Here is a 20,944-nt window from a genome sequence, read left to right as displayed (position 1 = left end):
CTTAGTGTTGCAACAGGGTTGAGGTGGGTTGGACAGTTGAAGCCGTCGCAGTGGCGGCGACCTCGAAACGATCAATGGCGAAGGGTTCCAGGGCGATGTCCGAGTGCTCGCCCAGAATGAGTTGGGCCAGGCGTTTACCGGTGCCAGGGCCCATCTGAAAGCCACTGCCACAAAAACCAAATGAGTAACTGAGGTTGCTGGCCTTGCGACTGGCCCCTATCACCGGTAGGTCATCAGCGGTAAAGGCTTCAACGCCGGCCCAGACGCGGTTGACGCCCAGGTTTCGCAAATGGGGGAACAAGTCGGTGACCGTGCGGGCGCTGCTGCCCAGGCGCCTCATGTCGACTTCGCCATGGCGCGAGAGAAAATCCAGCGACCCGATCAGCTTGCCACCAATCACGACAGTACCGTTGGCAAACTGCTTGAACGACAAGGCCCTTGTCGTGGCGCCCAACACCGGGGTACAGAAAGGCGCGACCCGATGGGTGACCATTAACATCAGGCCTTCGGGATGCACCGGAACCGGCTCGCCAACCTGGGCCGCCAGCTCGGCGGCCCAGGCGCCTGCCGTCACCACCAGATGTTCGGCGCTGAAACAGCCGCCAGGTGTGTGCACTTTCCATCGAGTGCCGGTTTGCTCAATCCGCTGTGCCGGGGTGGTTTCGTGGATCCGTACACCGTGTTTCTGCGCAGCCAGGCGAAACGCGGTGACGGTCTTGTAAGGCACCGCGTACCCATCGCCCTCGACCCAGATGCCGCCCGTCACGTGCCGGGAAATACTCGGCACTTTCTCGAACACCTGATGCTGATTGATCAGCACTTCATGGGTGAAACCCAACGCCTGAAGGTGCTCGACCCGGAGCCGGCACTCCAGCAGCTCTGCCGTGTTCTCCGCGAGCTTGAGCTGGCCGCTGGGGACAAAACCACCGTCGTCGCCCAAGGTGCTCTCGAGGTCATGCCAAAGATCCCGCGAGGCCAGGGCCAATGGGATTTCCGCTGTGTGACGCCCCAGGGTGCGTACCCCTCCAGCGTTCACGCCAGAGGCGTGGCGACCGCAATACTCCGCTTCCAGCACCGTGACCTTGACGCCCGCTTGCGCGAGGAACAATGCAGTGCTCAGGCCATGGATGCCGCCGCCAATGACCAGCACATCCGTCACGCGCCCGCTCGCTTCACTCACCGGCCAACTCCCCCAGGGTGATGGGCTTGATCGGCGGTCGAATCCGGTAATACCCGACTTCGGCCGCCGACACGCCACGGGCATTGGCGATGACTTCAGTCACCGTCAGGCCGCACATGCGCCCCTGACACGGTCCCATGCCACAACGGCCAAAGGCCTTGGCCTGGTTCGGACCCGCGCAGCCCAGGGCAACAAAACCGCGCAGCTCACCGGCTGTCACTTCCTCACAGCGGCAGACCATCACCTCATCGGCGGGGATACGATTTTGCTCCTTTGGTTGATACAGCGCATCGAGAAAGGGGCGGATCCGCAGGTTGCTTGTCAGTTTCAGGCGCAACTGGCGAGCCTCGTCGTCACGTTCAGAGAGGCCGATCGACTTGAGCCGCGCGGCAATCCCCAGCGCCGCCAATTGCCCCTGCAACGCCGCTGCCTGCGCCCCACCGATGCCCGCACCGTCTCCAGCGACATAGACCCCCGGCACATCCAGTTCCCCCCATGGATCGCTGACCGGGGTGAAACACAGCTGCTGTGGGTCCCATTCATGGCGGGCGCGCAACGCCTGGCTGAACTGGATGTTCGGCACCACGCCTTGATGCAGCAGCACGCAACGCGTGGCGACGCGTTGCGCCTTGCCGGACACACTGAATGTCAGGGCTTGCGCCGCCTGCTCGCCTTCGATTGCCAGGTCTTCGGCACCGCTGTGGTGAGCAATACCGGCAGTACGCAAGCTGCGCATCAACTCCAACCCCTTGCGCAGGTACGGCCAGGCCCGCAAGGCAGCAAACAGGTGGCGACGGGCGCGCCAGTAATCTTCTGGCCGCGTGGTGTCGACCAGGGCCTTGATCGTTACACCGGCCCGCAGGTACTGCCAGCCGAGCAGGTACAACAGCGGGCCGCAGCCGGCCAATACCACCGGCTCGCTCGGTGCCAGGCCTGAGCTTTTCAACAGGATCTGCGCAGCGCCGACGCTCATCACACCGGGCAAGGTCCAGCCGGCAATCGGAAACGGCCGTTCCATGGCGCCGGTGGCCAACAGCACGGCCTTGGCGTCCAGCGTATACAGGCGGCCTTCACGCAGATAACTGACTTGGCGCTCTCGCGTCACTTGCCACACCGATGCACCTTTTTCATAACGCACGCTCGAAGCGGCCAGGGCCTGGACCCATTCATTGCCCTGGGCATAATCGGGCCCCAGCAAATCCCGCCGTGACAGAGGTGCCAGGCTGATGCCCCGATAGATCTGCCCACCCGGGCTCCCCTGTTCATCCAGCAACACCACCTGCAGGCCCAACCCGGCCAACCGCGTCGCTGCCGCCATGCCCGCCGCCCCCGCGCCAATCACCACGACTTCGACGCTTTCAAGGTTCATGACTGCACCTCCACGACGTGGACACTCATCGGTTGATAGATCAAGTCCCGCGCGCCCTCCTGGGAATGGATACGCATGCCGTCAGCCACTTCGATCAGGCAGCTTTGGCGGTTCGGGACGCCGTCGATCGCTACCAGGCATTCGAAGCACACGCCCATCATGCAGTACGGCGCGCGGGGTGACTCACTGACCGGGGTGGCGCGAAAGCGATGGATGCCAGACATCAGCAAGGCGGCGGCGACACTCATGCCGGCGGGCACGTTCAGCGGTTGATCGTTGAACGTCAGGCTCACCGTCCGCGTCGTCCTGACCTCACTGGTGATCGGTTGGAACAGCGAATCAGTGTGCATGGGAAAACACCTTGTCAGTTAGAAAACGATCGCCGGAAAACACCTCCAGCTCATCAGGCGGCAGCCCGCCCATGATCCACGGCGCGATGCGCAGGGCATGGGCGGCCGCCAAGGTCACGCCGCTGTGACAGGTGACCACGAAGGCACCCGGGTGGGCGCTTGATTGCTGGTAGATGGGCAATCCGTCCGGGCTCATCACCCGCAATGCGCCCCACGCCCGGACCAGCCCCACGTCGCGCAACAAGGGGAAGGTCGTGACACCGCGCTTGGCGATGGCGGCCAACACCTCGGTGGAGGTGCCGTCATCAAAGCCCACCTCCTCCATGGAATCGCCAAGCTGCACGGTGCCTTCATCGGTCTGGCGCACGTTGAGCGTCGGATAGTGGAGAAAAGGCCGGACCCGCTCACTGACCAACACTTGTCCGCGGTTGGGCGCTACCGGCGCATACAAGCCCACCTGCCGCGCCAGCGCGGCGTTGCCCAAGCCGGCGGCCAGGACGATCCTTGGCGCGACAAAGCAGCGTTGGCCGGCTCTCACACGAAACTCGCCGGCGCCGCAATCAATGCGCTCGACCTGCACGCCGCCCTGCAATCGCGCGCCCTTGGCCTGCGCCGAGGTGTGCAGGGCCCGGAGCAATTTCAGTGGATTGACGTGACCATCCTGAGGCGTAAAGCTGGCACCGACCACCGCAGGACCGATCAACGGCAGGCGCGCTTTCAGTTCGGCGGCGTCCAGCATTTCGAACGGATAATCCCCCAGCGCATCCTGCAAGATTTGCAGTCGCGACTGACGCTCCAACAGTTCTTCGTCGTTGAAGCACATATGAAAACCACCCGGTTGCCTGAGCTGGACATCGATACCGCTGTCGGCCATCAACGCCTGGGCAAGCGCCGGCCAGCGAGTGGCCGAAGAACGGGTCCAGCGCGAGTAATCCGGGAGGTCATGGCCCTTGCCCTGGACCCAGACCAGGCCGAAATTGCCCCGGGAGGCACGAAATACATCATCGCCCTGATCGAGCACCTGGATATCGACACCGTCCCGGGCCAAGCCATAGGCCACCGCCATTCCCACCAGCCCGCCGCCGATCACGATCACTTCCGACTGCACGGGATTGTGCCTGTCCTGGCTCATTTACTTTCTCCGATCAATACCCGATCCAGCCCGACCATGCGGTCGAGCACCAGCATCAACACCAGGGTTCCAATGATCAGGACCGTGGAAACCGCAGTGATCAACGGGTCAATGGTCTGGGAGATCTGGTTGTACATGGCCACCGGCAAGGTGGTGGTGCCTGGCGTGGCAACGAATACGGTCATGGTCAGCTCATCGAAGCTCTGGATGAACGCCAACATCCAGCCGCCGATTACACCCGTGCGGATACGCGGCAGCACCACCCGGTAAAAAGCGCTCCAGCGCCGTGCGCCGAGTGACAAGGCGGCTTGTTCGATGTCGCGCTCCAGGCCGATGGTCGAAGCCAGCGTCAGCCGCAAGGCATAGGGCAACACCACAATCACATGGGTAATGCTCAGCGCCCAGAACGATCCACCGATCTGTGCCATGGAGAAAAACCGCAGGAACGCAATGCCCAACACCACGGAGGGAATCATCAGCGGCGACAGCAGGAAACCCGTCAGCGTGCTGCGCCCGGCAAACTCGTAGCGACTGATCGCCAATGCCGCCGGGACCGCCAGCAACGTCGCGACAGTGGCCGAAAACAGGCCCAGCTTCAACGACAGGAAGAATGCGTCGAGCATTTCCTGGTTCTCAAGCAACGCGCGGAACCAGCGCAACGACAAGCCGTCGGTGGGCAACGACAGGTACCCCTTGTCGGTAAAGGCGATCGCCATCACCACCACCAACGGCGCGACGATGAACGTGATGAACAACAGATGAAACAGCAGCGAGAAAAATCCGTTCTTGTGCATGGCCGGTTACTCGAAGACTTGCTTGAAACGGCGCTCGGCCAACTTGCTGCAACCCAGGATGATGATCAGGTTGGCGACCAGCAGGAGCATCGCGATGGCGGCGCCGAGGGGCCAGTTGAGGGTGCCGAGGAACTCGTCATAGGCCGCTGTCGCCACCACTTTCAGACGTCGACCACCGATGATCGCCGGGGTGGCGAAGGCGGATGCCGCCAGGGCGAAGACAATGATCGAACCGGAAAGAATGCCGGGCATGATTTGCGGCAGGATGATCCGGCGGAACACCGTCAGCCGCGAGGCGCCCAGGGACAATCCGGCCCACTCCACCTGCAGGTCCAGGCGCTGCAGGGTGGCCCACACGGCAATCACCATGAACGGCACCAGCACATGGGTCAGCGCGATGATCACGCCCAGTTGGGTGAACAACATTTTCACCGGTTGGTCGGTGATGCCCAGCGCCTGCAAGGCATCATTGATCAGTCCATTGTTGCCCAGCAGGATCGCCCAGCCGAGCGTGCGTACCACCACCGAAATCAGCAGCGGCCCCAACACCACCAGCAGGAACAATGAGCGCCAGCGCGGCGCCATTCGCGCAATGATGATGGTTTCCGGTACGCCCAACAGTACGCAAAGGACCGTCACGGCCAGCGCCAGGCCGCCCGTGCGCAGGAAGATGTCGTGGAAGTAACCGTCCTTGAACACCTCCAGGTAATTGCCGAAGCTGTAGACCGGCAATACGCCCTCAGTGTCGCTGAACAGGTTGAGCGAGAGCACCGCTGTCAGCAGCAGGGGCACCAGCAGCAACGCGATGAACACCAGCAACGCCGGGCCGCTGAGCAACCAGGGCGCGGCACCGACGTGTTCGGCATCATACCTGGCCATGGGCAGCCTCCCGATCCAACAGGCGCAGGTCGTCGTCGGACCAGTCCAGGCCGATTTCATGGCCTTCATCGGGCGGCGGAGTGCCCAGGTTCGGCTGGGTCATGTGCACCATGCCCAAGTGGGTTTCCACCGCGATCAACCACAGATTGCCAAGGAATACGCGCAAGCGGATGCGCCCGTTCAAACGGCCCCTGCCCGCCTCCGTCAGGCGAATCTTTTCCGGGCGGATGTAGACATTGACTTCATTGCCCAGCGCCCGGTCTTCATGGGGGACATGCAGCAGCGTGTCCTTGACCTGCACGTTGCAACACCGTTCGTTGCGGGCCTGCACGGCGCCAGCGAAAGCATTGGTCTTGCCCAGGAACGCCGAGGCGAAAGGTGAATGCGGGCGTTCGTAGGCTTCGTACGGTGTATCGATCTGCACGATCCGACCTTTTTGCATCACGGCAATACGGTCGCTCATGGTCATGGCTTCGACCTGATCATGGGTCACCAGGATGGTGGTGATGCCCAGGTCACGCTGAATCGCCCGCAATTCAATGTGCATCTCTTCGCGCAGCTTGGCGTCGAGGTTGGACATGGGTTCGTCGAGCAACAGCAGGTTCGGGCGAATGGCCAGGGCCCGGGCAATGGCAACCCGCTGTCGTTGACCGCCAGACAACGCCTTGGGATAACGCTCGCCCAAACCGTCGAGGCGCACCAGCGCCAGTGCCTCGTCGACGCGCTGGCGGCGTTCGGCCTTGGGTACGCCACGCATTTCCAGGCCGAAACTGATGTTCTGGGCGACACTCATGTGCGGAAATAGCGCGTAACTCTGGAAGACAATCCCCAGCCCGCGCTGCTCGGGCCGTACATGGGTAATGTCGCGGCCATCCAGAACGATGCGCCCCTGGGTAGGTTGAACGAAGCCGGCGATGGATTGCAGCGTGGTGGTCTTGCCGCACCCGGAGGGTCCGAGCAAGGCGATGAACTCACCGTGCCGCACCTCCAGGTCCAAGCCGTCAATGGCTTTGAAACTGCCATAAGTCTTGACGAGGCCTTCAAGCGTTAGAAATGCCATTGGCTTGCCACGCAGGCTGGGCCTGCGCCTCCAGAAGGGTTTCGGGAAGGATCGGAGCCAATGGATGGCTAGCGTTCGACTGTACGATTCCAGCGCGTCGTCCATTCGCTGCGCTGCTGGTTGATCGTCTCCCAATCGACTTTGATCAGCGCATTGACCTTCTCCGGGCCATAGGGCATACGCGCGGCGACATCCGGCTCAAGGCTGACGGTTTTGTTGACCGGCGCGAAACCGTTTTCCCGTGCCTGGATTTCCTGCACTTGCGGTGACAGCACATATTGGATGAATTGCTGCGACAGCTCAGGCTGAGCATTGGGCGTGATGCCACAGGCGGCGACCTGCAGGGCGATGCCGCCCTCCTTGGGGTAGATGAACTTGAGTGGAAAGCCGGTGCTCTGCAACGCCACCGCACGGCCGCTGCCATACACGGCCATGACCACGTCGCCGTTCTGCATCATGCCGTCCATTTCACCTGGCGCCGAGACCCAAGCCAGGACATTGGGGCCGATTTCGTCCTTCAGCGCCTTGAAGCCAGGATCGATATTCTTTTCACCCCCGCCGCGCAAACGGGCCATCTGCACCAGCGTATGCAAGCCATAGGTATTGGTCACGGGCGGCATGCCCAGCAGCTGCTTGTAGCGGGTATTGGTGAGGTCTTCCCAGGAATCGGGCGGGGCCCAGCCACGCTTCTTGAAGGCCTCTTCGTTGTAACCGATACCGGTGGCGACCACGCCAATCCCGGTCGCTTCAGGACTGATTCGCGCCAGCGGATAGAGGTCTTGATAGACCGGCGCATCGCTGAGTTTTGCACACAGTCCCATTTGCAACGCCTGGTACATCGGCCCATCGTCCATCATCGCCACGTTGATCTGCTGGCGACCTTTCTGGGCCTGCAACTTGGCCAGGGTTTCCGTCGAGTTGCCTGCAACGTAGATCACTTTGACGTTGTGCTGCTTCTCGAAGGCCGGAATGACCTTGGTCTTGTACATCTGCTCGGTTGACCCGCCCACACCGGCGACATACAGCGTCGGCTCAGCGAAAACGGCACCACTACTGCCCAGCCCCAAGAGGGTCACGGTGACAACAGTGGCAATGCGGGTCAAGGGACTAAACGGCGGAATGGCTGAGGTCGAGTTATGGCTATTCACAGACTATCTCCGAAGTGCGTGGGGGCAGATCGAACAATGCGTCAGTTGCTTCGGCGTCAATCGAAGCCATGCAGCGCGCTGCATGTTGTCGGCGAATACCTCACGCCGATGGCGCATCTTCAGGTGCGCTATGGGGTTGCTGTTTTGGAGTATTGCGATGCACCATCCATATGGTCAAATCAGAATATCCGGGTTAGTTATTCATATTTGATATGGAGGGCGAGCATGAATCTCAGGCAAATCGAAGCATTCCGCAGCGTCATGCGACTGGGGTCCATGACCGCGGCAGCCGAGGTGCTGTATACCTCGCAGCCCAATGTCAGCCGGCTGATCGCGCAGTTGGAACTGAGCACCGGACTGACCCTGTTCAAGCGCGCAGGCGTGCGGCTGGTCCCCACACAAGAAGGCCAGGCGTTTTTTCATGAAGTGGAACGCGCTTATGTCGGCCTCGACAGCCTCAAGCATTCGGCGAAGAACATTCGCAACCTGGGCACCGGGCGTTTGCGGGTAGCGGCCGTACCGTCGACAGGCCTGAGCCTGCTTCCTGCAGTGATCAAGAACTTCACCGCCACGCGGCCCGAACTCACGGTGTCACTGCACGTGAACTCCTCGCCTACGGTGGAGCAATGGGTCAAGTCGCAGTTTTGCGACATCGGCATCGTGGTTCATCCCGGCGACGTCAACAGCGAGCAAATCGAACTGCTCGCCGAAAAAGCCGCCGTGTGCGTATTGCCTCGCACACACGCACTGGCGGCACGGGCGCAGATCACATTCCAGGACCTGGAAGGCCAGCCATTCGTTTCACTCTGCCACGGCGATGGCACACGATCACTGGTGGATGGTTTGTTCGAGCAGGCAGGCGTCGAGCGAATCATGGCCGTCGAGGCGCAGTACAGCGCGATCAACTGCGAGATGGTCGCGCTCGGCATGGGCATCACCCTCGCCCACCCGCTGGTCGCCAAGGATTATCTGCATCGCGACATCGTGGTCAGGCCATTCACACCGGACATCCTCTTTCCGACCTATGTGATATGGCCGACCGCACCCACACGGACGCGACTGGCCGAGGAGTTCGTCGATACGTTGAAGGCGTATTATCGAGAGGTGGATCTGATCGCCAGGACATCCCGCTCACAACCATGATTTCATTGCCTGCGGGAGCCTTTCTCGCCCGCTCGTAGAATGTCGCCCCAACGGCGCACCAGATAGTTGTGCTCATCCATCACCGAATTCCACACGGCAATGTGCCCCATGCGTTGTTCGTAAGAACCACCGTCGCGCACTTCGCCAATGTCAATCAGAGGCAAGCCGTCGCTGCCCATCAGCTGTTCGCGCGCGGGTAATCCGGCATACCAATAATCCCACTCCGCGGCGCTCAGGTGATCGCGGCTGCGGCTCGGATTACCAATGTAATACCCCTGGCGCGCCATCACCGCCCCGGGCCAGCCGGAAAGCCACCAGTTCAGATAGGCATACGCGGCATCGAGCACAATACCCTTCGCATGGCGTGACAGAGATAGACCACCAAACCAGCCACGGTACCCTTCGCGAGGCACCGCGACGCGATACTTCACTCCGGCACGATGCAACCGCACCAGCGTAGGCGACCACAGGCTTTGAATATCGATAGTGGGGTGCAACATCAGCTCGGCGGCTTCTTCGTCATCCGACCAGAATGCACCGAACATGCCCTCCTCCTGCTTGCGTACGAGGATGTCGGCCAGAATGTCGATCTCTTCGATGCTCAGGTTGCCTATGTCGTTGAACGTCGCCAAATCCGCGCCTTGCACCGCCAATGCGGCATCCAGTGCGCCAATTGCGGCGTCGCTTTGCAGGGCAACACGTCCGCACCACGCGGGATCAAGCAGCCAGCCCCAGCTCTCGTTTGTCGAATTGAAGCCAACAGGCATACGTTCTGGGCGGTAGGCGAAACTGTCAGCGTTGTGGGTCAGGGGCAGCATACTGATACGCTCAGTGACGGCACTGCCGAGGCTACCGTCGTGCTGCACGAACATCCGCTCGCTGGGCACGCTGCCGCTGACCAGTCTGTCGCTGGCAGACAATCTGCCGCGTTTAGGCAGGTCGTTGATTTCGTGCCACAGGGCGATGCGACGGGTATCGATGGGTTGAATGGCGCGTGCCGGCCAGACGAAGTCCACATTGTGGAACCACTGATCGTAGAGGTCGTAACTGTCGGGCTGCATGACCGCGATACGCTGGGCGGTTTGCACATCATGCACTTGGTAGACGAGTTTGATACCCAGCTCCTGCTCGGCACGCTCACGCAGCGATTCCAGCAACGTGACCGAGGTCCCCAGCACCCGCAGTGTTACCGTCATGTCAAAGCTTCCTGAAGCACTGGCGACAGCCGCTCGGTGAACACCTTGAATGAACGTCGCAGCAGGTCGATATCCAAGCCGCGCACGATGAACACCAGCCTTGATGTACGATCATCTCCTGGCCAGGCAGGCAGATGCACGGGCGCATGCAGGCAGTGCTGCACACCATGAATGACGACGGGGGTTTGGCTGGTATTCACGTTGAGCAGTCCTTTGACGCGGAGGATTCGTTCGCCGTGGCATCTTAGCAGCATGGACAGCCAGACTCCGAAAGTGACCCAGTCGAGCGGTCGTTGTAGCGTCAGACAGCAGACTTGAGCCTCTGCGTGACGGGCAGGTGTTGACCTCACACGTTGCAGTTGCCAGCGTGCAACCTCTTTGGCCGGATCGTTACCGCGCAGCCCTTCGCCGAGCAGCAATTGGTCGCCGCAGAGAATGTCAGTTGTGGCATAAACGGGCGCTGGATTGATCGAGCGCAGACGCGCCTGCAACGCTCGCAATGAGGGTTCGCCCGCTAGGTCGGTCTTGCTGATCATTAGCCTGTCTGCGGCTGCCACCTGGGCCATCCACTCCGGGTGCAGGCGTTCCTGAAGAGCTGCATGGCTGGCATCGACCACGGTCACGACCAACCCGATATGAACCCGGCCGCGCAGGTGCGGGTCGCTGCTGATGGTTGCAAGAATCGGCGCCGGATCGGCCAGACCGGTGGTTTCCAGGATTACCCGTCGGAAAGCCGGCACTTCCCCCCGTGCACGGCGTTCCAGCAGGGTCGCGAGCGCGTCGCGCAATTCGCCCCGGATCGAACAGCAGACACAGCCGCCAGGCAGCAATAGGGTGTCCGGCGCGACTTCTTCCATCAGCAGATGGTCGATGCCTACGTCGCCAAACTCGTTGATCAGCAGTGCCGTATCACCCAAGGTTTCCTCCTTGAGCAGACGCTTGAGCAAGTTGGTCTTGCCGCTGCCCAGGAAGCCAGTGATCACGTTCAGCGCGATACTCATGGCTGGCGCTCCAATTGATCCAGCAGCCGTTCATCCAAAGGGTCAAGTACCCGACCGGTCAACTGCTCCGCCCGTTGCCACAGCTGATCAAGGCCGTTGGCCAACGCCTGCTTGCCTGTGGCGCCAAGCAACAGATAGGAAACGCCCTGGAAATCCTCGACTTTCAAGCGAAAAGGCGCGACGACCGTATTGATCGCGGCAATCCGGCGCAAGCGCTCACGACGCCGGGGCAGTTCATCGCCTAGCGGGTCGCTCCAGTGCACGTCTTCGCCAAGCAGGCCACAGAGTCCACACATGGTCATTTGCTCCTTTGAATCACGGCATGACATCGCCGGAATTAGGGCCCAGCGTCTGGCCGACGAACAGATTCCCACCGGGTTCGCTAGCAAGCAGCACCGCGACCGGCGCAACTTCTTCTGCCAGCCCGAAACGCCCTAGCGGCAACTCTGCGGCCTTGGCAATTTTCCAGGCGCTGCTGATGCCAGACACTAGCGGCGTTTCAATGGGGCCAGGGGCTATGGCATTGACCAGCACATTGTCCTTGGCGACTTCCAACGCCAGGGACTTGGTGAAGCCGATCACCCCAGCCTTGGCTGCAGCGTAATGGCTCAATTCAGCGCCGCCCTTGATGCCCAGCTGCGAGGCGACGTTGATGATACGTCCCCAGTGCTGGGCGAGCATATGCGGCAAGGCACGCTGGCTGGCGATGAAGACGCTGGTGAGGTCGACGCGCAGCATCTCGTCCCACATGGCAAGCGTTAGATCGACACAGCGCGCCTGGGTAAGCATGCCTGCATTGTTCACCAGGATATCGATGCCGCCATAGTGGTGGACACAGGCATCGACACTGGCTTGCGCGCCCTCGACAGAGCCGACATCGGCCACGCTTTCAACAACCTCAGCGCCGAGCTCGCGGCAGACATGGGCGGTGCTTGCCAGTGAGGTCGCATCACGATCCGCCAGGATCAAGCGTGCGCCCTGCTCGGCATAAGCGCGAGCGATGGCGGCGCCAATGCCGCTGCCTGCGCCTGTGATCACGGCGCGTTTGTTGTCCAATTGCATGATGCTTTCCTCATATTCCCAAGTGCGGGTGCGCAGCGTTTTCGCTTCGAGCCAACTACGCGAATCACCCAGGCCAACGCACGGTAAGGCCGCCATCGATGACGATGCTCTGTCCAGTGAGATAACTGGATTCCTCACTGCACAAAAACCGCACCAGCGACGCCACTTCATCGGGCCGGCCGACGCGTCCCAACGGAATGGCTTTGGCCGCCTGGGCCAGCCCCTGCGGCCCTAGCGAGTTCTTGCTGTCCAACGATTGTGGCGTCTCGATCAGCCCCGGAATCACGGCGTTGCAGCGAATGCCCCGTGGCGCCAGTTCGACTGCCAGCGAGCGACACAGTCCCGGCACTCCGGCCTTGGCAGCGGCATAATGCGAGTGGTCCTGCCAACCATAAACGCCCCCGGCTATCGACGAAATGGCCACCATTGCCCCACCCTCGCCCATGTGTCGTGACGCCGCACGGAAGGTGCGCATCACGCCCGTCAGATCGACATCGAGCATCTCGTTCCAGCGCTCATCAGTCATCTCGAGCAGGGGCGCGCGGCGCAATAAACCGGCATTGGCCACCGCGCAATCGATACGGTTAAAACGGCTGACAGCCTGCTCGGCCAATGCGTCGACTGAATCGGTACTGGTTACGTCCAGCGCCGCCATCAAGCTTTCGCCGCCAGCGTCAGCGATCAGACGCGCGGTGATGTCCGGGTCATGGGGATCGGCCGGGAAATACCCACCGACCACTGCCACGCCCTGGCGGGCGAAAGCGACTGCCAACGCTTGTCCTATACCGCTGGCGGCACCGGTTATCAACGCTACTTTGCGAGTCATGTTCAGTTCCTTATTGGACGGTTTCTGGGCGCACGTGCCTGGCGGCAAACATCAGCGCGCCGGAAAGAAAGCAAGGCAGCGCGCCGAAATACAGGGCCGAGGTTTGCCAGTCGCCACCGGCGCTCAATACTGAGGTGGCACCGAAGCCTGCAACCACCGCGCCGATCGGGCCCATGGCATGGATGATGGCGCCGCCGGTGGCGCGAATGCTGGTGGGGAAGCTCTCACTGATGAAAAACAACGCCGCTGAATAAGGACCAATCAGGAAGAACAGCCCAAGGCTGTAAAGACCGACCACCATCGGCATGTTGCTCGGGCCGAACAGCATGCCCGCAAATGCCAGACCGCCGAGCATCCAGCCAAGGCCAATCACGTTGCGACGTCCAATCTTGTCACCCATCCAGCCATGAGCCAGGTAACCGCAGTAACCCACCAGGTTCGACAACACCAGAATAATGAGCGAGTTCTCGAAGGAGATGTGGTGAACGCTGACGATCACCGAGGTACCCAATACGCTGAACACCTGAATCGCCGCCCAGTTGAGCAGAATCGCCGCGCCTATCACCAGCGTTGCACGACGCGATGTGCCACGAAACGCAGCGCCTATGCCCGCCGTACGATGCTCTTCGTAATCCACCCCGTAGGTCATCGCCACCGCTTTCGCTTGCTCGGCGTCGCCGGCCTTGCGCAGCTGGGTAATGCGCTGATGTATTTGAAACTGCGGGCTTTCCTTGAGCTTGCGCGCCATGAAGGCGATGACCAGCGCCGGGATGGCCGCGAAGATGAAACACCCCTGCCAGCCAATGATCGGCAACAGCACGGCTGTCAGCCCCGCAGCAATCAGCGCGCCGACAGGCCAGCCACCCTGCACCAGGCTGTAGATAAAGCCGCGACGCTTGGCCAGGCGTGGGTCTTCGGACGCCGCGTAGATCTCGCTCAGGTAAGTGGCGTTGACCGTTTCTTCGGCGTAGCCCAGGCCACTTAGCGAACGGATCAGGATCAACGGCGACTTGCCCCATGAGCCGCCCAATGCGGTCAGTGCCGAGCAGATTGCCGAACCGGTCACCGTGAAGATAATGCCCATGCGTCGACCGAGGCGATCGACCAATGGTCCGATAGCCAGGGCGACCACTGCCGTACCGACAGCGGCCCAGGTGGCGATCTCCGCCTGTTCCGCCTCACCCCACTGAAAGTGCCGACCGATTTCCGGCAACAATGTGCCGAACAGGATGAAGTCGTACACCGCAAACACCCAGGCAAAAAAAGCGATCCAGGTGGCATAGCGTACTTGTTCGGAAGTCAGTTGCTGGGGTTTCCAGCCGGTCAGATCGAGCTTGTTATAGATGGACATGGGTCATGCCTCAGTAGGAAGGGCCAATCAGCTGTTACGAGGATTGCGGCGAACGAAGTCATCGGCGATTTCGTCGAAGGTGACGAATTTCACGCCTTCATGGCTTTGGATATGCTCGATCAGACGCTCCAGCATGAGCAGCACCTGCGGGCGGCCGGAGACGTCGGGGTGGATGGTCATGGTAAAAACCGCATGTTCATGCTCGCGGTACACCCAGTCGAACTGATCACGCCACATTTCTTCCAGATGACGCGGGTTGACGAAGCCGTGGCTGTTGGGCGCCTTCTTGATGAACATCATCGGCGGCAGATCATCGAGGTACCAGTTGGCGGGAATCTCCACGAGCTCGGTTTCCTGGCCACGTACCAGCGGCTTCATCCAGGTATCGGGATGCTGGCTGTAATCAATCTTGGTCCAGCTGTCACCCACACGTACGTAGTAGGGATGGAAGTCGTTGTGCATCAGGCTGTGGTCGTATTTGATGCCTTTTTTGAGCAGCAACTCGTTGGTGACTTTGCTGAACTCCCACCATGGCGCAACGTAGCCAGTCGGGCGCTTGCCGGTCATGTGGGTGATCAGCTCGATGGACTTGTCGAGGACGATTTCTTCCTGTTCGGGCGTCATGGCGATCGGGTTTTCGTGGCTATAGCCGTGTACGCCGATCTCATGACCGGCATCGGCCACGGCCTTCATTTGTTCGGGAAAGGTCTCCATCGAATGGCCGGGCACAAACCATGTGGTGCGCAGCCCATAACGCTCGAATAACTTGAGCAGGCGCGGTGCGCCGATTTCGCCAGCGAACAGCCCGCGGGAAATATCGTCGGGCGAATCCTCGCCACCGTATGAGCCCAACCAACCTGCCACAGCGTCTACGTCGACACCAAAGGCGCACAAAATTTCTTTAGCCATTATCGTTCTCCTGCGGGTTTATCTGATCAATCGTGAGTGCTTCAGCGCTGTCGCATCGCGGTGTCTACCGCCAGCGCAGCGCGTAGCAATCGTGAGTCCTCACCAGGCGGCGCGCTGATCGACATGCCGGTGGGCAAACCTGACTCGTCGCAGCCGCTGGGCAGCGACACGCCCGGTAGATTCAGCAAACTGCCGGGCATGGTCAGGCGCAACGTAGCGAGATTGGTGCGCGCGAATAGCTCGTCATCGGTTTGCAGTGGCGCCAACAGCGGCGCCACGTGGGCAACGCTTGGGGTTATCAAAAAGGCGCCATCGAGTTCGTCGGTGATTTGTTGCTGCAGCTGCTCGCGGGCGCTGTAGAGCCTGATCAACTGGCTGGCCGGGAATGAGCGTGCCGCCTCCAGACGACGCCGCACGCGGGGGTCGAGTTGCGCAGCTGCAGCGCTGTCCAAGAGAGGCTGGTGCAAGGCGAAGGCTTCAGCGGCGCCGAGCCAGCCTGATAGCTCGATGAGCTCAAGCGTCGCCTGAAAGGCGGGCGAAGGACGCAGGTCGATCAGCGCGCCTTGAGCTTTCATCATGCTCAGGCACTGCAAGAGGTTGTCGCGTACGGCAGATTCGACACGCGGATCAAAAATGACTGCCTCATCGGCCCAAAACCGCTGACCGGCCAGCGGGCGTGGAGCTAAAGATATCGGCTGCGAACGTCCATGCAGGATGTTGTCGATGGCCACGGCATCGCGCACGCTGCGGGTCAGGGGCCCTACGCTGTCGAGGGTATGCGCCAGCGGGAAGACGCCGTCGCGGCTGTAGCGTCGGCAACTGCTGCGAAACCCCACCAAACCGTTGAACGCTGCTGGAACTCGGATGGAGCCAGCGGTATCCGTGCCCATTGCAATTGGCACGATCCCCGCCGCAACCGCCACCGCAGACCCCGAAGAGGAACCACCCGGAATGCGCGGCTGTTCGAGCCCGAATGGGTTATGTGGAGTGCCGAAATGAGGGTTAAGCCCGAGGCCTGAATAAGCGAATTCGCTGAGGTTGGTTTTGCCGACACTGATCATCCCGGCTCGCGACAGCTGGCCTACGGTATTGGCGTCAAGCAGCGCTGGCGGTAAGTCTTGGCGTATTGCAGCGCCCGCTGTCGTTACGCTCCCTGCGATGTTAAACAGGTCTTTCCAGACGATGGGGACGCCGTCCAGCGCGCTTGCCGGCTGTCCAGCTTTCCAGCGCGCAGCCGACGCCAGAGCTTCGCGGCGGGCGCGCACAGAACATAGGGAAATGAACACATGATCGACCTCTGCTGCTTTGGCCAACGCTTCGTCCAATGCGCGAACCGGGTCGCTGCTGCCAGAAGCAAATTGCTCCGCCAGTGCCAGGGCATCGGCTGCAAACGGGACAGAGGGGCTAAAGCAGGCCATTTCATCCACCTATAAACGTATATATTAGTAAAATGTACGTTTTATAAAGGCAGAAAGCGTGCCAGGATAAATCTGCCTGACCTGCGATGTAGATCTTTGCAAACGGCTTTACCCGTCGGATTGGCGGACTAGAGGCCTTGTAACGCTTGCAAATATTCGTCGGCTGCAGTGTGGGGCAAGTAGCCTGAACGCCGAACATCAATAATGGATTTTTTACAAAAGATACATTTTAGTGCAAAAAAGTAACAACAGCCCTGGGAATGGGCACGTTGACGTAGCCCGCGGTGACAACCGAACTTGTGCGAGAATCGGCGCCCGCCTTTCGAGAAGCCTATGAAATCGATGTCCACCGAGGAATCCCGCACCGCGTCCCGCTACGCCATGATCCGCCAGGTCCTGCGCGACGCCATCGTCAACGGAGACGTGGCTCAGGGACTTGTGTTGCTCGAAGCCCCCCTGGCGGAGCTGTTCGGCACCAGTCGGGTGCCCGTGCGCAGGGCCTTGAACCTGCTGCATGACGAAGGTTTGATCAGCCGATTCGATGGCCGTGGTTATCTGGTCAACCCGAAGGGAGTTGAGGTGGAGCCATTACGGCTCACCCTCACCCACCATCAGTTTGGCCTTGATAGCAGCGAAGAACTGGTTGATACGCGACCGCTGGGCGAGCGGATATTTGACGAGATTGGCGCAGCTTTATCGACCTGCGTTGCGTTCGGTCACTACCGCCTCGATGAACAAATGGCCGCCGAACATTACGGCGTCAGCCGGGCAGTGGTGCGCGAGGCGTTGATGCGTCTGCGTGACCGGGGGCTGGTCGAAAAGGAACCCTACTCCCAATGGCTGGCCGGCCCGCTCACCGCGCGGGAAGTCACCGAAGACTACGAACTACGCGCCTGCCTTGAGCCTGAGGCATTACGCCAGAGCGCACCCGGGCTCAGCCGGGACGCACTTGAAGCCATGCTCACGCGGGTCAAGGCCGCGCAGAACAATCCGCAATGCAGCCTGGCTGACATCGAAAGACTGGAAGAAGACCTGCATCGCCACTGCCTGGCAGGTATTCCCAACCGCAAGATCGCGACGCTGATTCGCCAGAGCCAGAGCCCCATGACCATTAATCGGATTTTCTACAGTCAGTTGGGTATCGGTCCAGACGAAGCCATGATGGCCGAACACCGTTTGATTCTAGAATTGCTGTTGCACGGTGCATTCGATGCGGCGGCGTTGAATCTCAAGGAACACCTCCACCGCGCCCGCCATCGGATGCTCCAGCGTTTAAAAGTTCTGTCCATATTGCCCGAACAACCCGTGCCGAGTTATTTGACCAAAGTCAGCTGAAGCGTCTGTGCCTGATAAATAGGCTGCGCGTGCGATCCGTCTGGCGGCGGCACGATCAAGTGGTGCATGGTAATGCCCTCATGTATAGGTAGCTCAACGCACCCTCACAACTTGGATGTATCTCCAGCTGCTTCTGACATAGACAGCAGAACGCCTCAGGCTAATCATGCAAGTCAGCTGAGTTGAACAGACCTCTAATAAAAACAACGGAGTGTCGCCACTGACCATGAATATTCTCTACGATGAACGCGTCGACGGTGTCTTGCCCGACGTCGACAAAAACGCCCTGCTGCAGGCCCTGCAAACCCAGTGGCCCGACCTGGAAATCCTGCACCAGCGCGAAGAGCTCAAACCGTACGAGTGCGACGGACTCTCCGCTTACCGCACCACGCCGATGCTGGTGGTGCTGCCGCGCCACATCGACCAGGTCCAAGGCGTGCTCCGGCTCTGCCATGAACGGCAGGTGCCCGTCGTCGCCCGCGGTGCAGGCACGGGTTTGTCCGGCGGTGCATTGCCGCTGGAAAAAGGCGTGCTGCTGGTGATGGCGCGCTTCAACCACATCCTCCACATCGACCCCGCCGCCCGCACTGCCCGCGTCCAACCCGGCGTTCGTAACCTGGCGATTTCCCAGGCTGCCGCGCCGTTTGGCCTGTACTACGCGCCGGACCCGTCCTCCCAGATCGCCTGTTCAATCGGCGGTAACGTGGCGGAGAACGCCGGCGGCGTGCATTGCCTGAAGTACGGCCTGACCGTGCACAACCTGCTCAAGGTCGACATCCTCACCGTCGACGGTGAACACCTGACGCTGGGGTCCCAGGCCCTCGACTCACCCGGTTTCGATCTGCTGGCCTTGTTCACCGGTTCCGAAGGCATGCTCGGGGTGATCACCGAAGTCACGGTCAAACTGCTACCCAAACCGCAAACCGCCAAAGTGCTGCTGGCGGCCTTCGATTCCGTCGAAAAGGCTGGCCGCGCGGTGGGTGACATCATTGCCGCGGGCATTATCCCGGGCGGTCTGGAGATGATGGACAACCTGGCCATTCGCGCTGCCGAAGACTTCATCCACGCCGGCTATCCGGTCGACGCCGAAGCGATTCTGTTGTGCGAACTCGATGGTGTAGAAGCCGACGTCCATGATGATTGCGACCGTGTGCGCCAAGTGTTGGAAAAGGCCGGCGCCACCGAAGTGCGCCAGGCTCGCGACGAGGCCGAACGCGTGCGTTTCTGGGCCGGGCGCAAGAATGCCTTTCCAGCGGTGGGTCGCCTCTCTCCGGATTATTACTGCATGGACGGGACGATCCCACGCCGGGAACTGCCCGGTGTGCTGCAGGCTATCGCGGCGTTATCAGCCGAGTATGACCTGCGGGTCGCCAACGTGTTCCACGCCGGCGACGGCAATATGCATCCACTGATTCTGTTCGATGCCAATCAACCGGGTGAACTCGATCGTGCCGAAGCCCTGGGGGGCAAGATCCTCGAATTGTGCGTGAAGGTCGGCGGCAGCATTACCGGTGAACACGGTGTGGGCCGCGAGAAAATCAATCAGATGTGTGCGCAGTTCAATAGCGATGAGCTGACCGTGTTCCATGCCGTCAAAGCTGCATTCGATCCAAGCGGATTACTCAACCCGGGCAAGAATATTCCAACACTGCATCGCTGCGCCGAGTTTGGTGCCATGCACGTGCATATGGGTCAGTTGCCCTTCCCTGAATTGGAGCGTTTCTGATGCGCAGCGAACACGATATGGATGACAGCGCCTCGCTGCTGGAGCAGGTCAACCAGGCGCTGGAAAGCGCCACTCCGCTGCGCATCCAGGGTTCCAACAGCAAGGCGTTCCTCGGGCGCATCGTGGCGGGTGAAGTCCTCGACACCCGCTCCCACCGGGGCATCGTCAGCTACGACCCGACCGAACTGGTCATCACCGCTCGCTGCGGTACGCCATTGGCACACTTGTCTGAAGTGCTGGACGCGTCGCAGCAGATGCTGCCTTGCGAACCGCCCTCCTTCGGCGAAGACGCCACCGTGGGCGGCATGATTGCCTGCGGACTCTCGGGACCGCGGCGCCCCTGGTCAGGATCGGTCCGCGACTTCGTCCTCGGGACACGGATCATCACCGGTCATGGCAAGCATCTGCGCTTTGGCGGCGAGGTCATGAAGAACGTCGCCGGCTACGATCTGTCGCGCTTGATGGCCGGCAGTTACGGCTCGCTTGGCGTGATAACCGAAGTGTCCCTCAAGGTCCTGCCGAAACCGCGGCAAGCGTTAAGTATCAGCCTGGAGATGGACAGCGATCGTGCCCTGCTGCGCCTGGCGGAATGGGGCCAGCAACCGCTGCCGATCAGCGCCGCCTGTCACGATGGCCAGCGCCTGCACCTGCGGCTCGAGGGCGGCGAAGGCTCGGTGGCGGCGGCCCATGACCGTTTGGGCGGTGAGCGGCTGGACGCTTCGTACTGGCAAGACCTGAACGAACATCGATTGAGTTTTTTCGATGAGAATCAGCCGCTCTGGCGCCTTTCCCTGCCGCAGAACACACCCCGACTGTCGCTGCCGGGTGCTCAACTGATCGATTGGGGTGGCGCTCAGCGCTGGCTCAAATCCGACGCCGAAGCGTCCCTCATTCGCTCGGTGGTCGAAGAGCTCGGCGGACATGCGACCTGCTACAGCCATGGCCTGATCGACAGTCCATTCCAACCGTTGCCCGACGCGCTGATGCACTATCACCGGAACTTGAAACAGCAACTTGATCCACGGGGCCTCTTCAACCCCGGTCGCCTGTACGCGGAGCTTTGAA

General features: G+C 60.9%; 20 protein-coding genes. 4 read left to right on the top strand and 16 right to left on the bottom strand.

From position 1 onward, the window contains the following. Position 1: 1 nt before the first annotated feature. The 8 genes from QNH97_RS10700 to QNH97_RS10665 all read right to left on the bottom strand — a co-directional run bounded on the left by QNH97_RS10700 (position 2) and on the right by QNH97_RS10665 (position 7,912). Positions 2 to 1,180, bottom strand: a complete 1,179-nt coding sequence (locus QNH97_RS10700; protein WP_283556770.1) for an NAD(P)/FAD-dependent oxidoreductase — start codon at positions 1,178 to 1,180, stop codon at positions 2 to 4. After that, on the bottom strand, positions 1,173 to 2,549 hold the full coding sequence (locus QNH97_RS10695) for an FAD/NAD(P)-dependent oxidoreductase (protein WP_283556769.1): 1,377 nt from the start codon (positions 2,547 to 2,549) through the stop codon (positions 1,173 to 1,175). Before QNH97_RS10695 ends, QNH97_RS10700 begins: the two co-directional genes overlap by 8 nt. Then, a complete protein-coding gene (locus QNH97_RS10690; protein WP_283556768.1) occupies positions 2,546 to 2,899 on the bottom strand; it encodes a (2Fe-2S)-binding protein in 354 nt (117 codons plus the stop codon). Before QNH97_RS10690 ends, QNH97_RS10695 begins: the two co-directional genes overlap by 4 nt. Further along, on the bottom strand, positions 2,889 to 4,031 hold the full coding sequence (locus QNH97_RS10685) for an NAD(P)/FAD-dependent oxidoreductase (protein ID WP_283556767.1): 1,143 nt from the start codon (positions 4,029 to 4,031) through the stop codon (positions 2,889 to 2,891). Before QNH97_RS10685 ends, QNH97_RS10690 begins: the two co-directional genes overlap by 11 nt. Next, positions 4,028 to 4,825, bottom strand: a complete 798-nt coding sequence (locus QNH97_RS10680) for an ABC transporter permease (RefSeq protein ID WP_283556766.1) — start codon at positions 4,823 to 4,825, stop codon at positions 4,028 to 4,030. Before QNH97_RS10680 ends, QNH97_RS10685 begins: the two co-directional genes overlap by 4 nt. Before the next feature lie 6 nt (positions 4,826 to 4,831). Next, positions 4,832 to 5,704, bottom strand: coding sequence for an ABC transporter permease (locus QNH97_RS10675; protein ID WP_283556765.1), 873 nt, complete (start codon positions 5,702 to 5,704; stop codon positions 4,832 to 4,834). Next, on the bottom strand, positions 5,691 to 6,764 hold the full coding sequence (locus tag QNH97_RS10670; RefSeq protein WP_283556764.1) for an ABC transporter ATP-binding protein: 1,074 nt from the start codon (positions 6,762 to 6,764) through the stop codon (positions 5,691 to 5,693). The genes QNH97_RS10675 and QNH97_RS10670 overlap by 14 nt, the downstream gene beginning before the upstream one ends. Before the next feature lie 68 nt (positions 6,765 to 6,832). Continuing rightward, positions 6,833 to 7,912: an ABC transporter substrate-binding protein gene (locus QNH97_RS10665; RefSeq protein WP_283556763.1), complete on the bottom strand. Its 1,080-nt coding sequence runs from the start codon at positions 7,910 to 7,912 to the stop codon at positions 6,833 to 6,835. A 225-nt stretch (positions 7,913 to 8,137) separates the two neighbouring features. Between QNH97_RS10665 and QNH97_RS10660 the strand changes: the two genes are divergently transcribed. Then, on the top strand, positions 8,138 to 9,055 hold the full coding sequence (locus QNH97_RS10660) for a LysR substrate-binding domain-containing protein (protein WP_283556762.1): 918 nt from the start codon (positions 8,138 to 8,140) through the stop codon (positions 9,053 to 9,055). Between the two features lie 2 nt (positions 9,056 to 9,057). Here the strand turns inward: QNH97_RS10660 and QNH97_RS10655 are convergent, their stop codons facing one another. The 8 genes from QNH97_RS10655 to QNH97_RS10620 form a co-directional block, all read right to left on the bottom strand. After that, positions 9,058 to 10,251 (bottom strand): ABC transporter substrate-binding protein, encoded by a 1,194-nt coding sequence (locus QNH97_RS10655; protein ID WP_283556761.1) that lies wholly within the window; start codon positions 10,249 to 10,251, stop codon positions 9,058 to 9,060. Then, positions 10,248 to 11,252 (bottom strand): CobW family GTP-binding protein, encoded by a 1,005-nt coding sequence (locus QNH97_RS10650; RefSeq protein ID WP_283556760.1) that lies wholly within the window; start codon positions 11,250 to 11,252, stop codon positions 10,248 to 10,250. The genes QNH97_RS10655 and QNH97_RS10650 overlap by 4 nt, the downstream gene beginning before the upstream one ends. After that, complete coding sequence (locus QNH97_RS10645) at positions 11,249 to 11,548, bottom strand: hypothetical protein (RefSeq protein WP_283556759.1); 300 nt, start codon at positions 11,546 to 11,548, stop codon at positions 11,249 to 11,251. The genes QNH97_RS10650 and QNH97_RS10645 overlap by 4 nt, the downstream gene beginning before the upstream one ends. A gap of 19 nt (positions 11,549 to 11,567) precedes the next feature. Continuing rightward, complete coding sequence (locus QNH97_RS10640; protein ID WP_283557461.1) at positions 11,568 to 12,317, bottom strand: SDR family NAD(P)-dependent oxidoreductase; 750 nt, start codon at positions 12,315 to 12,317, stop codon at positions 11,568 to 11,570. Positions 12,318 to 12,378: 61 nt separating this feature from the next. Then, positions 12,379 to 13,140: an SDR family NAD(P)-dependent oxidoreductase gene (locus QNH97_RS10635; RefSeq protein ID WP_283556758.1), complete on the bottom strand. Its 762-nt coding sequence runs from the start codon at positions 13,138 to 13,140 to the stop codon at positions 12,379 to 12,381. Positions 13,141 to 13,150: 10 nt separating this feature from the next. Beyond that, positions 13,151 to 14,491, bottom strand: a complete 1,341-nt coding sequence (locus tag QNH97_RS10630) for an MFS transporter (protein ID WP_283556757.1) — start codon at positions 14,489 to 14,491, stop codon at positions 13,151 to 13,153. A gap of 27 nt (positions 14,492 to 14,518) precedes the next feature. Continuing rightward, positions 14,519 to 15,400: a polysaccharide deacetylase family protein gene (locus QNH97_RS10625; RefSeq protein WP_283556756.1), complete on the bottom strand. Its 882-nt coding sequence runs from the start codon at positions 15,398 to 15,400 to the stop codon at positions 14,519 to 14,521. Between the two features lie 41 nt (positions 15,401 to 15,441). Then, complete coding sequence (locus QNH97_RS10620) at positions 15,442 to 16,818, bottom strand: amidase (protein ID WP_283557460.1); 1,377 nt, start codon at positions 16,816 to 16,818, stop codon at positions 15,442 to 15,444. Positions 16,819 to 17,160: 342 nt separating this feature from the next. On the opposite strand from QNH97_RS10620, the gene QNH97_RS10615 reads away from it, so the two are divergent. From QNH97_RS10615 to glcE, 3 genes are all read left to right on the top strand, one after another. Next, on the top strand, positions 17,161 to 18,153 hold the full coding sequence (locus QNH97_RS10615) for a GntR family transcriptional regulator (protein WP_502944534.1): 993 nt from the start codon (positions 17,161 to 17,163) through the stop codon (positions 18,151 to 18,153). A 226-nt stretch (positions 18,154 to 18,379) separates the two neighbouring features. Beyond that, the gene (glcD, locus tag QNH97_RS10610) at positions 18,380 to 19,879 is read left to right on the top strand and encodes a glycolate oxidase subunit GlcD (protein ID WP_283556754.1); all 1,500 of its coding nucleotides are present in this window, start codon (positions 18,380 to 18,382) and stop codon (positions 19,877 to 19,879) included. Next, positions 19,879 to 20,943, top strand: coding sequence for a glycolate oxidase subunit GlcE (glcE, locus tag QNH97_RS10605; protein ID WP_283556753.1), 1,065 nt, complete (start codon positions 19,879 to 19,881; stop codon positions 20,941 to 20,943). The genes glcD and glcE overlap by 1 nt, the downstream gene beginning before the upstream one ends. Position 20,944 lies beyond the last annotated feature (1 nt).

This window comes from Pseudomonas sp. G2-4 (genome assembly GCF_030064125.1).
In the GTDB taxonomy this organism is placed as follows: Bacteria; Pseudomonadota; Gammaproteobacteria; order Pseudomonadales; family Pseudomonadaceae; genus Aquipseudomonas.
The sequence above is the reverse complement of the archived record's forward strand: the minus strand, read 5'-3'. Positions and strand labels throughout refer to the sequence as shown.